This window comes from Nonomuraea sp. JJY05, assembly GCF_043496855.1.
Classification (GTDB): domain Bacteria; phylum Actinomycetota; class Actinomycetes; order Streptosporangiales; family Streptosporangiaceae; genus Nonomuraea.
The window spans coordinates 1-15,762 of record NZ_JBIEIS010000045.1; the positions used below are offsets into that span (position 1 = coordinate 1).

The 15,762-nt window shown below is 70.8% G+C and carries 12 protein-coding genes; 3 read left to right on the forward strand and 9 right to left on the reverse strand.

Annotated elements, in window-relative coordinates; genetic code table 11:
• A partial coding sequence (locus tag ACFKCF_RS47910) for a hypothetical protein (RefSeq protein ID WP_394502160.1) occupies nucleotides 1-232 on the forward strand: 232 nt, incomplete at its 5' end.
• Between the two features lie 231 nt (nucleotides 233-463).
• On the opposite strand, the gene ACFKCF_RS47915 is transcribed toward ACFKCF_RS47910, so the two are convergent.
• Complete coding sequence (locus ACFKCF_RS47915) at nucleotides 464-847, reverse strand: hypothetical protein (protein WP_394502162.1); 384 nt, start codon at nucleotides 845-847, stop codon at nucleotides 464-466.
• Between the two features lie 154 nt (nucleotides 848-1,001).
• Nucleotides 1,002-1,712, reverse strand: a complete 711-nt coding sequence (locus ACFKCF_RS47920) for an enoyl-CoA hydratase/isomerase family protein (RefSeq protein WP_394502164.1) — start codon at nucleotides 1,710-1,712, stop codon at nucleotides 1,002-1,004.
• A gap of 148 nt (nucleotides 1,713-1,860) precedes the next feature.
• Here ACFKCF_RS47920 and ACFKCF_RS47925 point away from each other — a divergent pair, with 148 nt between their 5' ends.
• Nucleotides 1,861-2,118, forward strand: coding sequence for a winged helix-turn-helix transcriptional regulator (locus tag ACFKCF_RS47925; RefSeq protein WP_394502165.1), 258 nt, complete (start codon nucleotides 1,861-1,863; stop codon nucleotides 2,116-2,118).
• A gap of 420 nt (nucleotides 2,119-2,538) precedes the next feature.
• On the opposite strand, the gene ACFKCF_RS47930 is transcribed toward ACFKCF_RS47925, so the two are convergent.
• The 7 genes from ACFKCF_RS47930 to ACFKCF_RS47960 form a co-directional block, all read right to left on the reverse strand.
• Complete coding sequence (locus ACFKCF_RS47930) at nucleotides 2,539-4,377, reverse strand: fibronectin type III domain-containing protein (protein WP_394502167.1); 1,839 nt, start codon at nucleotides 4,375-4,377, stop codon at nucleotides 2,539-2,541.
• Between the two features lie 1,132 nt (nucleotides 4,378-5,509).
• Entirely contained in the window at nucleotides 5,510-6,469 is a 960-nt protein-coding gene (locus ACFKCF_RS47935) for an alpha/beta hydrolase (protein WP_394502169.1), read from the reverse strand.
• Nucleotides 6,470-6,492: 23 nt separating this feature from the next.
• A complete protein-coding gene (locus ACFKCF_RS47940) occupies nucleotides 6,493-7,512 on the reverse strand; it encodes a ferritin-like protein (RefSeq protein WP_394502170.1) in 1,020 nt (339 codons plus the stop codon).
• 133 nt (nucleotides 7,513-7,645) lie between these two features.
• Nucleotides 7,646-8,056, reverse strand: coding sequence for a cupin domain-containing protein (locus ACFKCF_RS47945; protein WP_394502172.1), 411 nt, complete (start codon nucleotides 8,054-8,056; stop codon nucleotides 7,646-7,648).
• A gap of 9 nt (nucleotides 8,057-8,065) precedes the next feature.
• Nucleotides 8,066-8,818, reverse strand: a complete 753-nt coding sequence (locus ACFKCF_RS47950; RefSeq protein ID WP_394502174.1) for an SDR family oxidoreductase — start codon at nucleotides 8,816-8,818, stop codon at nucleotides 8,066-8,068.
• 70 nt (nucleotides 8,819-8,888) lie between these two features.
• Nucleotides 8,889-11,708, reverse strand: a complete 2,820-nt coding sequence (locus ACFKCF_RS47955; protein ID WP_394502176.1) for an AAA family ATPase — start codon at nucleotides 11,706-11,708, stop codon at nucleotides 8,889-8,891.
• A gap of 27 nt (nucleotides 11,709-11,735) precedes the next feature.
• Entirely contained in the window at nucleotides 11,736-12,527 is a 792-nt protein-coding gene (locus ACFKCF_RS47960; protein ID WP_394502178.1) for an SDR family NAD(P)-dependent oxidoreductase, read from the reverse strand.
• A 410-nt stretch (nucleotides 12,528-12,937) separates the two neighbouring features.
• Between ACFKCF_RS47960 and ACFKCF_RS47965 the strand changes: the two genes are divergently transcribed.
• Nucleotides 12,938-15,754 carry a helix-turn-helix transcriptional regulator gene (locus ACFKCF_RS47965; protein WP_394502180.1) on the forward strand — a complete coding sequence of 939 codons (2,817 nt, stop codon included), beginning with the start codon at nucleotides 12,938-12,940 and terminating at the stop codon, nucleotides 15,752-15,754.
• The last annotated feature ends 8 nt before the right edge of the window (nucleotides 15,755-15,762 follow it).

The window sequence follows — 15,762 nt, forward strand, 5'->3', positions numbered from 1 at the left end:
GCTGCTGGCCGACCGGGGCTACGACCCGGTCATGGGCGCCCGTCCGCTCCGCCGTACGATCCAGCGAGAGCTCGAGGACTCGCTGTCGGAGAAGATCCTGTACGGCGAGCTCCGGCCGGGGCACGTCGTCAAGGTGACGGTGGACGGCACCGGGCTCGTCTTCACCACAGACAGCGCGCCCGGCGACCTGCGTCAGGGCGTGGCGGCGTGTCCGAACGTCTCGGCCGGCTGACCAGCCAGAATGCCGATCGCGCCGGCTGGCCGGGTCCAGCACCTGGCGGCGCGACCTGCAGTGTGACGGCTTCGATCTCTGCGAAGGTCAGGATGAGCGCGAACACTCCGCTCCGGCCTCCGGCCCCGGGGCGAGAACACGGTACGGAACGTCCTCCTAGGAACCAGCGTGCAAGGGCCGAGCCGGGGAGACGTTCGCGGACCGCCCATATTTCACACAATGCATGTCCATTTAGTCACTGACAGGGCGCATACTGAGACCATGAGGCCCCAAGCCGTGCCCCGGCGACCCTTGCCTAACAGTCCCTTCAACGTTCCGGACGTTCCCCTGCCCCCTGTCGAGCACTTTGTGGCAGGAGATCGGGCGAGCCACGACAAATACGGCCTCGGTCGGGTCATCGCGGTTGAGCAGGATGTTGCCGTTCTCGTCGATTTCGGCACTGAGACGTACCGCATAGCCGCGCCGTACGCCAAGCTCGTGAAGCTGTGACAAGGTCGCGCTCTTCGGCCGGCGCTCGTTCAGCCCTTCAGCGCCCAACAGGACCGTCGAGCGTGGCAACCGCTCCTCGACCGCGCCCCGTGAGGCATGGAGCATGTCCAGATCTGCCAGCTCCACCGCCGCTGCCCTCCCGGACTTCCCCGACGCGATCACTCACGCCTCCGGCACGGTGCGGCATCCTTTCCGGCACAGCTAGGCGTAGGCTGGTCTGGCCTGAGACTTTCCGCATGTCGGCAGCCGCGTTGACATCGCCTCGGTCGTAGCCGGTCCTTCACGCCGGAGACAGGCGGCACGCCAGATGCCGAACCAACACCGTCTCGTCGCGCCCGTTGCTCCCCAACCGGCCCAGGTGTTCCTGGAGCCGACCTTGGCCCGAGACGGAACGCTCGCCGACGGCGGCACCGCACACCCGCGCGCGATTGATCCAGCCGTAACGTTCGGCCGTCTGCGCGTCGAACAGCTCCGCACCCAGGACGATCTCCAGAGCGCGGTTGCGGCCCGCCCGGTTCAGCAGGTACTGCGTGCCGCCGCCACCGGGCACGATGCCGCCCAGCACCTCCATCTGGCCGAGCCCGGCCCGGCCGATCGCCGCGAAACTCATGTCGGCCGCCGCGACGAACTCGGCCCCTCCACCACGAGCCATCCCGGTCAGCTTGACGATCGTCACCTGGGGCTGGGTGCGCAGAGCCTCGCCGAGTGCCTGGAAGACGTTGAGCCCGGCCGGCGCCCCGGCTGTCGGGTCGGCGGCGGCGTCCTCGTCGTCTACGAGCGTCATGTCGACGTGGGCGATGAAGAACTCCGGATCGGCGCTCTCGAACACGACGACCTTGGCCGTCTCGTCCTCCCGCAACGTGGTCAGCAGCGTCATCAGGTCGGCCATCATCGCCAGGCTGAGAACGTTCACGGGTGGGTTGTCGATGACGACCTTGACGACGCCGCGGTCGCGCGTCACGTGCAGGGTGGCGAAGGTGGGCTGGCTCACGCCGGGGGACTCCTATCCGGAGGCGGCGACGGCAATACGACGTGGCTGCCGCGCCGCTAGGTATCTGATGTATACCTATGGTTGGGTGATCGCCGAGGGGCGTCAATAACGCACTTTTGGCATCTCAAGCCTCGCGGAGGATACCTAGGTGACCGATACGAGCGAGCCGGAGTGGGTCTTCCGCGCCGACTGCCCGACACGACCGATCCTCGACCAGATCGCGGACAAGTGGTCGATGATGACGATGGCGGTGCTGGCCGAGCCGAAACGGTTCAACCAGATCAAGCGCCGGCTCGAAGGAGTCACCCAGCGCGTGCTCACCCATACCCTGCGCCGCCTGGAACGCAACGGCATGATCGAACGCCGCGTCCTGCCGACCTCGCCCGTAGGGTGGAGTACTCGCTGACGCCACTCGGCGAGTCGCTGCGTTCTCTCACCTCTACACCTGGGCGGTCGAACACGCCGACGACATCGTCGCCCGGCAGCGGGCCTACGACTCACGCTCCACACCTGCCCACCCACCCAGTGACGGCTGAGCGCGGGTGTGTTCCGCGGCCGACGCCCCTACCCGCCGGCACTACCGACCAAGGTGTGGATCAACCAGCCACCCACCACGCTGCAGAACGACACTCCAGAACCACACAAGTAGCCTGACGTCTCATCTGGTTTGACAGGTTCCGGAAAGGTCTGGTGGCGTTGCTGCGCGAGGGGTGGCAGGAGAGCAGGCGCGTCCATCGTCCCCGCGCTTGAGCGGCAATGCCGCGCTGCTCGCGCGATGGGGCCGCCCATACCGGCGGGTGCCGGTGTGGGCGGCCTTGAATGGCGTTTACGCGCTGGTGCAGGTGTATCCGGATGGCAGGGCCGTGTTGCCGTCGGGACGGCTGGCCTGGAAGCCGAAGCTGGTGGTGCTGGCTCCGGGGGCCAACGTGCCGTTATGGCTCACGCTCTTGGCCGTGACGGTCTGCCCGCTGGTGGTGACGGTGGCGTTCCACGAGCCGGTCAGCGTGTGCCCGGCCGGGAGCGTGAAGGTGACCGTCCAACTGGTGATCGTCGAGGTACTGGTATTGGTGATGGTCAGCGGTTGGATCACATAGCCCGAACCCCACTGGGTCTGCACGGTCGGCGTGGCCGTGCAGGCTCCGGCGCCGCCGCCGGTGGTGGTGACCTGGACCGTGTCGGACACCGGCGAGACGTTGCCGGCGGCATCCCGCGCGCGGACCTGGTAACGGTAGGTGGTGCTCGGGGTCAGGCCCGTGTCGCCGAACGAGGTCGTGGCCGAGGTGCCGACCTGGGCGAAGGTGCCGCCGGTGGCACCGGGTGCGCGCAGGATGTCATAGCCGGTCACCCCGACGTCGTCAGTGGAAGCGGTCCAGGAAAGGTTAGTGCTCCCGGCGGTGGTGCCGGAGGCCGCCAGCCCGGCCGGGGCGGTCGGTGGTGTGATGTCGCCTCCGGTGGAGGCCGTGGTGAACGTGACGAACGCGGAGTTGGCCGACAAGTTGCCCGCGCCGTCCCGTGCTCGTACGTAGACCTGGTATTGGGTTTCGGCGGTCAGCCCGGTCAGGGTGATCGAGTTGGTGGTGGACTGGCCGAGTAGCGGGTCGGTGGCGCCCTGCTCCCGGTAGACGTTGTAGCCGGCCAGGCCGGAGCCGCCCTGGTCGGTGGATGCCGTCCAGGTCAGGGTGGCGCTGGTAGCGGTCACGTTGGAGACGGCGGGAGTGCCCGGAGCGGTCGGCGGAGTGGTGTCGTTCGTGCTCTGGAACTGGTTGAAGAAGTTCCACACCACTCCCTTGGTCCAGGTCCGTGCGCCGTCGTCGGCGGTGGACCCGTCCACTGGGCCGGGGGTGTGCCCCCCGTCGAACGCCGCCCATACGACCGGGTACCCGGATCGGCATCCCGAGTAGGCGGTGACAACGTGCGTCAGGCTGCCCTGTGCCGGCTCGGGCGGGTTTTGGGCGGTGCAACCGTTGTTCCTGACGAACGTGTCGCGCAGCGACCGGCCCAGCGAGATGTTGAGTACGTTGTCCCTGAGGCCGTGTAGCCCGATGTAGGCGATGGGCTGGGTGCCGCCGCTGCATCCGCTGAGCTGTCCGCCTGAGTAGACCGCGACCGCGCGGAAGACCGTCGCCCGGGCGCAGGCCAGGGCGTAACTCATGCCGCCGCCGTAGCTGAAGCCTCCGGCGAACAGCTGCGTGGTGTCGACACACAGGTCCGCTTCGATCAACCTGATCATGTCGTCGACGAAGGTCAGGTCTTGGCCGCCGGAATTGGCCCAGCCGTTGTTCAGGCCCTGGGGGGCGACGAAGATCGCGGTGTTGTTCGCCAGTTGCCTGAGCCCGTAGTAGGACCAGGTGAATCCGCTGCTCCCGCCTGAGTCGACGTCGTTGGCGGTGCCGCCGTTCCAGTGGAACCCGAAGATCAACCGGTAGGGGTTGTTGTTGTTGTAGTTGTCGGGAATCCTCAGGATGAAGGAGCGAGACCGGCCGCCGCTCTGAATCGACTGCGCACCACTTCTGAGCGTTGGAGTCTTGCCGCATCCTGGCGTCGCCGCGGCGGCGCTCGCCGCGCGTGACGTGGTTTCGCTGCTGCTCAGCGCCGTACCACCGGTGGCCACCACGAGAAGCGCCGCGACTATGACAGCGGCGAAGACGGATTTACGCCGCAACATCACTCACCTGCCGGTGGCACTGCGGAGAGGGGCGGCACCAGGGCCTCGGTTAGCGTCAACATGAGGTTGATCAGTCCTCTCATCCGTGCAGACCTGGCGGCGGCTGGAGGCGTGACGGAAGCATTGTGTTATCGGTAACATCGCTCCGCCGGGCCTGCCCTCCGCCGATGGGTGGGGGTGCGACGGAGCAAATACGAGGCGTGCAGGTCCCGTCAAGGCGTGGCTCGCTCCTCTGTCGGACGAGCGGCGAACTCTTGCCTGCCTTGCTGGCACGTATCGCATCGTTCACCCGGAAACGTACTGAAAGTTTCAGGGCAGCAAACATGCTACGCCTGGCCGACGCCGAGTTTCCCAGAAAACTATGAGGTTGGATCCAACCCTGCCCGGCCCCGGCCGCACTGCTTCCAAACGCTCCTCGAAACTTCCTGAACATTGACCGGACAATTTTCGAAAGCATCGAACCGGTTCGCTCCAGGGGCGTTCTCACGTTCATAGCCATGCAGTCTTTCGATGCGTGGAAGCGGTCTCCCGCCTCGGTCACCCACACGCGGGTCATACCGAAGCCGCTGCGCTAATCGCCGCCTAGTCGGATCCACGCGGGTACGAATTCTTCATCCCGCGGCCCATCAGAGCCGGCGAGATCCACCGGATCCGCCGGGGACCCGCAGGCCACCCCGGAGAGCGCTCACGCCCAGTTCATACCGTTGCAACGTGGTCTGCGTGATCACTGACGTGCAGTGGATGGGGCTACCCGGGTTCCAGGAAGTCGATGCCGAGAAGGCCACGGAAGTCGCCATTTCGTTGGGACCTCTTCGTCGTCTGGATCGCCGAATGCCGCCCGTATCTTGGCAGCGCCGTACTGGCCTTTCGGGTTGCAGATCGCGCGCCGATCCAGTAGTAGTGCATGGTCGGCATGCCGTACTCGGCGCCGTTGGCCGACATCCCGTGATCTCAACTGCGCCGAGGTTGGCCGAGATGAAGGCGAGCCCGGTGATCCAGGCGGGCAACGACCTCCCCGAGAGCAGGAAGTCGAGGCTGCCGGAGACTCTCCTGCGCGCGGCCACCCCGATCAGCAGGACCACCGCGAAGTAGACCGAGATCAGCACGTAGTCGACAACACCGGCGCCGATTCTCACCGAGACTCTCCGGCTTTCAAGGCGGTCTTGAGGACGTCGATGGCCTGGGCCATGGCGGCGCTGGTGGCCTCGGTGGCGCGGACGGGGTTGAGCATCATGAAGTCGTGCAGCGTGCCGTTGTAGCGGACGCTGGAGGTGGGCACCCCGGCCGCGATCAGCTTGCGGGCGTAGGCCTCGCCCTCGTCACGCAGCACGTCGTTCTCGTCGACGACGACGAACGCGGGCGGCAGGCCCTCGAGGTCGGCCAGGGAGGCGCGCAGCGGCGAGGCGGTGATCTCGGCGCGCTGGGCGGGGTCGGTGGTGTAGGCGTCCCAGAACCAGGCCATCGCCTTGGCCGTCAGGTACGGCCCGTCGGCGAACTCGCGGTAGCTGTCGGTGTCCTGGCCGGCGTCGGTGACGGGGTAGTACAGGGACTGGTGCACGAAATGCACGTCACCGCGCTGCTTGGCCGTGATGGTCAGCGCCGCGGTCATGTTGCCTCCGACCGAGTCGCCCGCGACGGCCAGCCGGGAGGGGTCCAGCCCCTCCTCGGCGCCGGACTTGACGATCCACTGGGCGGTGGCGTAAGCCTGCTCGAGGGCCACCGGGTAGCGGGCCTCGGGCGAGCGGTCGTACTCGACGAAGACGACGGCCGCGCCCGCGCCGACTGCGAGCTCGCGCACGAGCCGGTCGTGGGTGCCCGCGTTGCCGATGACCCAGCCGCCGCCGTGCACGTACAGGACGACGGGGAGCGTGCCCGTCGAGCCGACCGGCTTGACGATCCGCACCCGGACGTCGCCGACCCCGGCGGGGACGACGATCCACTTTTCGTCCACGTCCGGCTTGGCGATCGGGGCGGCCTGCAGGTCGTCGAGGACCTTGCGGGCGCCCTCGGGGCCGAGCTCGTACAGGAACGGCGGCTTCGAGGTGGCCTGCGCCAGCTCCCAGGCGGCGGGCTCGAGGATGTGCTTGTTCATGATGTGCCTTCTTTCGCTATGGATCAGCTGCGTGCTTCGGGCGGCACGTAGGCGAAGGTGGGACCGGCGCCGCCGGGCAGCGCCATCAGGGCCTGCGCCTGGGCCCTGAGCGTGAACATGGTGCGGGTGGCGTCCGTGAGCCGCTTCGGGTCGCCGTTGAATGCCTGCTCCAGCAGGTTCAGCAGGGTGCTGTAGGTGGTGTCGAACAGATCCTGCGCCGCCCGTACGGCACTGCCCGGCTCGGCGGGCCGCGGGTTGGGCGGCATCGGGAGCACACCGGCCGGGTCGAGCACGAGCTCCTCCCCCGTGGGCCCGGATTTCGGGGTGTCGCCCCGCTGGTAACGGCGGCCGAGCTTGAGCTCCTGGAAGCGGTAGTAGTGGGCGACCTCTTTCCGCTCGGGGTGGAGGACGTCCTGGTCACCGTCCCACACCTCGGCGCGGGCGTTGCCTTCCCCCTGCTCGACGATCTCCTTCAGCGCGCCGAGCGCGGACTCCAGATCCTCGACGGCGAACAGCGATCCGGCGGTGTGACGGAAGCGGGCGCCGCTCACCTGCCGGGCCGGGTCGCCGCAGAAGACCTCCTTCTCGCCGAGCGTGTCGCACAGGTAGCGCAACCCCTGCTCGATCGCCGCGTAGAACTGCCCGATCGTCTCGTAGCCCTCGTCCTCCGGCGGCGCGCTCGGTGCCGCCGGCTGTTCCAGGCGCAGGAACATCTCCAGCGCCTCCGCGCCGAACGGCACCAGCGACACCTCCAGATCGCTGTGCGGCAGCTTGCGCGGGTGCGGCGGCAGCATCTGCGGCATGTCGAGGCGCGGTGTGCCGCCGACGGCGTTGAGCAGGTTCGCCGCCAGCGCCAGGTGCAGCATCTCCTCCACGAAGACGCCGCTCACCACCTCGACGGCCGCCGGGTTGCGCTCCGGGTCGAGGGAGTACAGCGCGGTCAGGTACGGCGGCAGCGTCGCGTGCTCCAGCTCGATCGCCCACTGCAGGTGCTCGCGGAGGCTGCCGAGCGTGCCGATCCGAACCGGTCGTTCGTGGTTCATTCGTGTCATACCTCGGGTTGTTGGCATGGCGGATCGGACCGCCGGCCGGTGGGCCGGCGGCCTGGTTCGATCCTGGGATCAGGCAGCGATGACGGCAGCCGGTGCCGTCACGCTGCGGGTACTTCGCCGGGGTTCAGGACGGGCGTGGCGCGCGGCGGTCCGTGCGCTGGGCCAGCTCGGCCTCTTCCACCAGCGTGAACATCGGCTTGCCCGGCTCGCACAGCATGGTGACCGTGAACCGTACCGGGACATCGTCGCGATTGTTGCCGTCCTGGTAGTGGATGACGTCGCCACCCGGCTCCCAGAACGCCTCGCCGGCGCGGATCACCCGCTCGGGCTCCCCTTCCAGCTCCATCAGCATCTCGCCCTCGAGGACGACGCCGAAGGCGGGACCCGGGTGGCGATGCGGCGGCGCGCCCGGGTCTCCGGGCGGGTACTCGATGACCACGGTCATCGCGTGCGCGCCCTCGGGGATGAACGGAGGCTGCGCCTCCTGCAGCACGGTCAGCGCCGTCTGCCACGCGGTCGATCGTGGCTTGTCCATCGCCCGGCCCTACTTCGTGGTGGACTGGTCGAGCCAGTCTTTGTAGGTGATGGTGCCGAGCTGCGCGCCGTCACCGGGCACCAGCGACCGCTCGCCGAGCACGCTGCCGAAGTAGCGCGCCTGCGGGTCGGTGACGACCTCGCGGGTGTCGCCCCAGGCGGCCAGCGCCTTGCGGAAGAACTCGTCCATCTTGTACTGGGTCGGTCCGGCGATCTCGATCCGTCCGTTCAGCGGCGTCCCCACCGCGGTCCTGCCGACCGCCTGGGCCACGTCGTCGCCCGCGATCGGCTGGAACAGCACCGGCGCGATGTGCACCTTGCCGTCGACCGTGCCCTCGTCGGCGATGCCGCGGGCGAACTCGAAGAACTGGGTGGAGTGCACCAGCGAGAACGGGATGCCCGACGTCTCGATCAGCTTCTCCTGGGCGATCTTCGCCGCGAAGTAGCCGTTCTCCGGCATCCGCTCGGTCCCCACGATCGACACCGCGACGTGGTGGCCCACGCCCGCGGCCGCCTCGGCTGCCAGCAGGTTGCCGGTGGAGGTCTGGAAGAACTTCATGACGGCCTCGCGCTCGAACGAGGGCGAGTTCGACACGTCGATCACGACCTGGGCGCCCTTCAGCACCTCGGCCAGGCCCTCGCCGGTCAGCGTGTTGACGCCGGTGTTCGGCGACGCGGCCACGGCCTCGTGGCCGTGCTCGCCCAGCTTCTTCACCAGCTTCGACCCGATGAGCCCGGTCCCGCCGATCACCACGATTTTCATTGTTGGCACCCTTCTGGCTTTCGGGGCGCTGTGGTGCGCCCCTGTCGTCAGCTAAGACAAGGCAGCCCCCTCAGTTGTGACAGGTGGCCTCGTGTTCGAGGACGAGCCTGGTGAGCTCGACGCGCGAGCTGACCCCGAGCTTGGTGAAGGCGTGCCAGAGGTGCGTGCTGACCGTGTGCGGCGACAGGTAGAGCCGATCGGCGACCTGCTTGTTGGTGGCGCCGCCCGCGACGAGCCTGATGATCTGCAGCTCGGAGGCGGTCAGGCTGTCCCAGCCCGCGGTCGGCCTGCCGGACACCGCGCGCGAGCGGCGCTCGCCCAGGCCCTTGAGGCGGTCGCGGACGCGGGTGGCGTCGTGCTCGGCCTCGGCCTGCTCGTAGAGCCGCAGGGCGGTGTCCAGGTGGCCGACCGTGCCGGTGTCCTCCAGCGCCGCCGCGAGCACGAGCGGCCGCGGGATGTCCCCGTACAGTTCGACGGCGCGGTCGAGCAGGGCGTCGTCGCCGTCCACGAGGGCGCGGGCGTGCAGCGCGGTGGCCGCGAAGATGGGGATGTCGGCGTTGAGGCGGTGGCGGGTCTCGGCGAACTCGGTGACCAGGACCGCCCGGCTGCGATCCCCCGCCCGCAGCGCCAGACGGACGAGGGCGACCTCGTCGGCCGGGTCCGCCGGGCAGGACAGCGCGGAGGCGGGCCTGTGGTAGGACCCGGCGGCCTCGGTTGTCAGCTCCATGGCCCGCGCGTGGTCGCCACCCTCCGCGGCGACCTGGGCGGCGAGCCAGGCGCCCGCCCGCCGGATCTGCCCGGCCTCGACCCGCATGATGGATGCGGCGAACTCCTCGCCGCGCGCGAGCTCCTCAGGGTCGCCGGTGTTCAGGGCGACGCGGCCGAGCACGTAGCGGGCCGTGATGTCGTCGAAGTTGCCGGGCCCGAGCTCGTCGGACATGGCCAGGACCGCCTCCGCCTCGGCCCTGGCGTCTCCGAGCCTGCCCGCGTCCAGGTAGATGCGGCAGCGTGCCATGCACCACAGCCGCAGCTGGTCGGCCTGGCCGTGGTGCCTGGCCCTGCGCACGCCGTCGTCGGCCTGGGCCAGCGCCTCCTCCACCCGCCCCAGCATGCTGAGCAGGAGGGACTTCCAGACGCCCGGCAGCCACAGCACATCGGTGCGGCGGGCGTCGCGCGAGGCGGCGACCGCCTGGCCGGCCAGGTCGAGCGCGCGGTGGACGTCGAGCCTGTGCTCGGCCACGATCGAGCTCACGCCCAGCAGCGTGGCGCGCGAGGCCAGGTCGGCGGCCTGGTCCGCGGTGGCTAGTGCCTCGGGGAGCAGGCCCTCCGCCTCGGCGATCTCCTCGGCGTCGATGAGCGCCAGGTTGAAGGCGAGTAGGGACATCAGCGGGGCCCGGGTGCGGGGTGGCAGGCCGGGGAGCGCGATGCCCGCGCGGCTGTGTCGTACGGCCTCGGTGAAGGACTGCTGGCCGGCCACGAGCGCCAGGCCCAGCCGGATGCCTGCCTCGACGTCGACGGGCAGCGGCCGGCGCAACGCGGTCTCGGCCAGCGCCAGGGCCTCGCCCACGCGGCCCGTCCTGGTGAAGAGCGGCAGCGACTCGGCGATGAGGCCCGCCTGGCGCATCGGGTCGAGGGCCGACAGCTCGATCGCGCGGCGGCTCATCTCCACGGCGGCCGACGGTGTGACGATCGCCAGGTCGCGGGCGGCCTGGCGGAGCAGCCCAACGGCGGCGCCGTCGCCGGGCTCGGCGGTCTCCGCGAGGTCGGCGGCGATCCGCACGACCGGGATCCCCTGGGCCAGCCGCAGGTCCACGGCCTGGCGGCGGAGCGCCTTGCGGAGCGTCGCGGGCAGCGCCGCCTGGATCGCCTCGCGGATCAGGTCGTGGCTGAACACCAACGCGCCGTCGCTCTCGGTCAGCAGGTCGGCCATCAGCAGCTCGTCCAGCGGTTCGAGCAGCGCGACGGCGGATTCGCCGGTGAGCTCGGCGAGCTGGTCGAGGGAGACGGTCCTGCCCAGGACCGAGGCGATCTGCGCGGCCTTCCTGGCGGCCGGGGACACCTGCTCCAGACGATGCTGGACGGAGGCGTGGAAGCGCAGCGGCAGGCGCCGGTGGGTCAGCCGCGCGACGCCGTCGGCGACGGTCACCGCCCCCTCGTCGAGCACGCCGTTGATCAGCTCGTTGATCAGCAGCGGGCGGCCCTCGGCCTGCTGGGCGAGCTCCAGGATGCCGCGGTCGGGGGTGGCCGCGAGTAGGTCGCCCGTCATCGCCGCGACGGCCTTGCCCGCCAGCGGGGCCAGCGTGAGCAGGTGGCCGCCGGGCAGGTTCAGCGCGGAGATCGTGGCGCGCGCGTCGGGGGTGAGCGGCCCGGTCCTGGCGGCCAGGATCCAGGCGAGGGGGTGCGGGGACAGGCGCTGCGGCAGCGTTCGCAGGGCCAGCAGGGTGCCCTCGTCGCACCACTGGAGGTCGTCGATGGCGATCACCAGCGGCGCGGCGAGCGCGGCGCGCTCCAGGTACTCCTGGAGTTCCTGCAGCAGCCAGTAACGCCCGGAGGAGGTCGCAGGAGCGGCCTGGACGGCTTGGGCGGGGAGGATCCGCTCCCCGCCGGTGTGCAGGGCGCCGAGCAGGGCGCCGAAGGGGATGGTCTGGGCGTCAGGGTCGCCCCCGCCGTGGATGACGCGGAGCCCTGCCTCCTCGGCCATGTGGCGCGCCTCGGCGAGCATGCGGGTCTTGCCGATGCCCGGGCTGCCCTGGATGAGCACGGTCGCGCCCCGCCCCCGCGACAGCGCGGCCAGGCAGGCGCGCAGGGCGGTGACCTCCGACTGCCGCCCGCGCAGCCGGTACTGGCCGAACTCCGACGCGGCGCCGGCCTTCGTTTCGCGAGCGTTCACGCTGCCCTCCGCTGGGTGTCGTAGGTGTCACATGCCTTCCGTTGGCCTGTGGCCGTTCTGCCCGGGAAGGTACTCATCGGCGCCGGTGCTGAGCGAGACCGGCCGCCACTGGTCGAGCTCCTGGGCCACCCGTTCGAGCTTGGCCTCGACGCGGGCGACGGCGTCGGCGCCGAGCTGCAGCCGCAGCGGGGGGTCGTCGACGTCGAGCAGGTCGACGATCGCGGCGGCCGCCTTGCGCGGATCCCCCGGCGGGAGCGGGCCGCGGTCGAAGGCCGCGGGCAGCATGCTGAAGCGGCCGAGCTCGACGACGGTCGTGCAGACGCCGGTGTCGTCCAGCTCCGCGCGCAGCGCCTCGCACAGCGCCTCGACGGCCGCCATCGTCGCGCCGTACAGGCCGGAGCCCGCCGGGGTGGAGAAGCCCGCCGCCGACCCGACCGCGATGATCCGCCCGGTCTGCTGCGCGGTCAGCACCGGCAGCACCGCACGGGTCACGGCGAGCATCCCGACCACGTTGGCGTCGAAGAGGGCGCGTGCCTGCGCGTCCGTCGTCTCCCGCAGCGGGGCGCGGGCGGTCCTGGCCGCGTCGTGGACGACCACGTCGATCCGGCCGAAGCGGCGCATCGCCTGCTCGACGGCCGCCTCCGGGTGGGAGGGGTCCAGCTCGAGCGGGAGCACCTCGCCGATGGCCCCGGCGAAGGCGGCCGTGACGGTCGTCAGGTCGCGGCCGGCGGCGGCCACCCGATGCCCGCGCCTGAGCGCCTCGCGGGCTACCTCGTGGCCGATGCCCCGTGCAGCGCCCGTGACGAACCAGACAGCCATGCCTGCCCCCCGGGGTCGGCCTCCCCGGGTGGGAGGCGGGTGATGGCACCGTGCCATCCGTGGGCCGCGCGACACATCACACGATCGTGCGATCTTTCACGGTACGGCCAGCTTGCTCGAGCTCCTTAGCTGCCTCGACGACCTTGGCGTGCTCGCCCCGACAGGCAGCCGCGCACAGCGCCTCGCTCCAGGCAGCGAGCTCCTCGATCGTCAGCTCGGTCGCCTGCCGGTAGGCCCGCAGCAGCGTACCGAAGTCGTTCGACCGTCGCCCCCTGTCAGGCGGAAGGCGGAACCGGCAACTTCTGCCTGTCGTTCTGCCTCGTCCAAAACTGAACTACTTGCTTGCATTGTTCTGCGCACCCCCGGAACCGACAGATGTGGAAGCTGCCCTCCACGGAAAGGACGAGCACATGAGCCGCACAGCCACAGCGGGCATCTCCGAGCTTTCCGAGGACCTGCCGGCGGCCACCGACTTCCCCATGCTGCCGCTGCGCGGCAGGGATGCCGAGCTGCTGATCATGCGTGACCGGCTGCACGCCCTGCGGCGAGGGCAGGGCGGCGCCGTGCTGATCGAGGGCGCGCCGGGCGCGGGCAAGTCGCGGTTGCTGGCCGAGATCGCCGATCTGTCCACTGCTGCGGGGCTGCGCGTCCACGCGGGCGCGGGTGTGCCCGACGGGCCCGCCTTCCCGCTGGCCTCGCTGCTTGACGCGCTGCTGTCCGGCCCAGCGCCGCTGGTGGCGCGGGCGCAGTTGCTGGCGTTGAGCCAGGCAGAGGACTACCGGTTCTGGCTGCTGCGGGAGCTGCAGCACGAGCTGGCGCGGACGGCGGCCGAGACGCCCTTGGTGATCATCATGGACGACCTCCAGTGGTGCGACGCCGCAACCCGCAGCGCGCTGCGCACGCTGCCCGCCCGCCTGTCCGGGGCGCCCATCCTGTGGGTGTTGGCCGGGCGCGAGCAGTACCAGGGCGGCCCGGCGCGCGCCTGGCAGGTGGAGCGGATCGTGCTGCGGCCGCTGTCGACGGAGGCCGTGGCGCTCCTGGCCCAGGACATCCTGCAGGCCGTGGCGGAGCCCGCGCTGCTGGAGCTGGCCCGCAAGGCCGACGGCCGCCCGCTGCTGCTGGTGGAGCTGCTGAACGGGATCCGCGAGGAGGGCGCCGTCACCGTCAGGAACGGGATGGCGCACCTGCGGGCCGCCGAGCGCATCCCGATGCGCTTTCGCTCCTCCGTTAGGCATCGGCTGGACCAGCTCTCGCAGCTGGCCCGCGACAGCGTCCGCTTCACCGCCATGCTCGGCCGCGACGTCGACGTCGAGGTCCTGGCCGAGCTGCTGAAGTGCTCGCCCGTCGAGTTGATGGGCCCCCTGCAGGAGGCGGTGGGCGCCGACCTGCTGACCGACACCGGCGGGCGGCTGGCGCTCCGCAACGAGCTGGTCCGCGAGGCCGTCAGGATCAGCGTGCCCGCCGCGTTCAAGAACCTGGTCCGCCGCCAGGCCGTCGACGTGCGCCTGCGGCGCGGCGCGGCGGTCATGGAGGTGGCCGCCGACCTGGCCCAGGTCGCCCAGCCGGGCGACCACGAGGCCGTATCGCTGCTGCGCAGGGCCGCCACCGACCTGGCGCCCACCGCCCCTGCCACCGCGGCCACGCTGAGCGCTCGCGCCCTGGAGCTGACCCCGGCCGACCACCCCGACCGCCCAGCGCTGGTCGCCGAGCGGATCATCCTGCTCTGGCTGAACGGCCACGACCTGGAGGCGCAGTCGGTCGCCGACAACGCCCTGGCCGGGCTGCTGGACCCGGAGGCCGAGGCGCAGGTCCGGCTCAGCCTGGCCAGAGTGTGGAGCCAGCGCTCCTTCGCCGAGGCCGTCAGGCAGTGCCGCCTTGCGCTGGCCTTGCCCGGGCTGTCGCCGACGACCAGGGCGCAGCTGCTCACCCTGCAGGCCCTCGCGCTGATCGTGGCCGGCGACACCGTGGAGACCGGCCGCGTGGTCGGTCCCGCGCTGCGCGCCGCCGCCTCCTGTGGCAACCGCGCCATCGAGGCCACCGCGATGGCGGTCGAGGCCAGCCTCGCCTCCCACCGCACGAACTGGCGGCACGCCTTGGACCGCCAGGACGAGGCCGTACGGCTGGCAGGCGACGCGGGCATTCTGCACTCGCTGTGGCTCCCCGAGCCCTCCTGGCAGAGCTTTCTGTGGAGCTCGGCGGGCGAGTCGCTGCGCGGGCTCGAGGAGATCGACCTCGGGTTGCGCAGGGCGCGGGAGAACAGCCAGCCGGCGATCGTCAACCTGTGGTCGATGTACCGCGCCCGCATCCTGCTCGACGCGGGACGGCTCGCCGACGCCCGTGCCGAGGCCGGGGCCGTGCTGGAGTGCCAGGAGGCGGGTAACGCCGCCGACCTGACCGCCCGCTACGCCCTGGGCAGGGCCGCGCTGTACGCCGGCGACCAGCCCGGCATCGCCCGCCTGGTCTCCGACGGCCGCAGGATGGCGGGCGACGAGGCCCCGTCGGTGGCCAGGACGGGCGCCTGGATGCTCGCGCTGGCGTCCGACGGCGAGAACGACCCGGCCCGCGCCATGGCGTACGCGCGGGTGGCGGTGCCGGGCGGCGCGGCCGCGAGCACCCCGGTGGACTCGGCTGACGACGTGGTGTTCGTCCGCATGGCGCTGCGCGCGGGCGACCGCGAGGCCGCCGCGGACATGGTGCGCGTGGCCGAGGACAGAGCTGGGCGCAATCCGGACTTCCCTTTCCTCGTCGCCGTCGCCGAGCACGCCTGTGGCCTGCTCGACGGCGACGCGGCGATGCTCTCCCGAGCCGCCGAGACGTTCGCCGGCTTCCCGCGGCCTATCGTGCGGGCCTCGGCGCTGGAGGACGTCGGCCGCGCGCTCGCGGCCACGGACCGGCGGGCGGCCGTCAGCCACCTGGGGACCGCGCTGGAGCTGTATGAACAAGCCGGCGCACAGCGCGACGCGGCCCGTGTACGGCAGCGCCTGCGCGAGGCCGGGATCCGCCGCCGCGGCCGCAAATCCGGTGCCACCCACGGCTGGGACAGCCTGACCGCCGCCGAGCTGCAGGTGGTCCGGCTGGTGGCGCAGGGCGCGACCAACCGGCAAGTGGCCGAGCGGCTGTTCCTGTCGCCGCACACGGTCAACACCCACCTGCGGCATGCCTATACCAAGCTGGACGTCAACTCGCGCGTGGAGCTGACCCGGCTGGTCGTCGAGCACGACGGCTGAACCGCGAC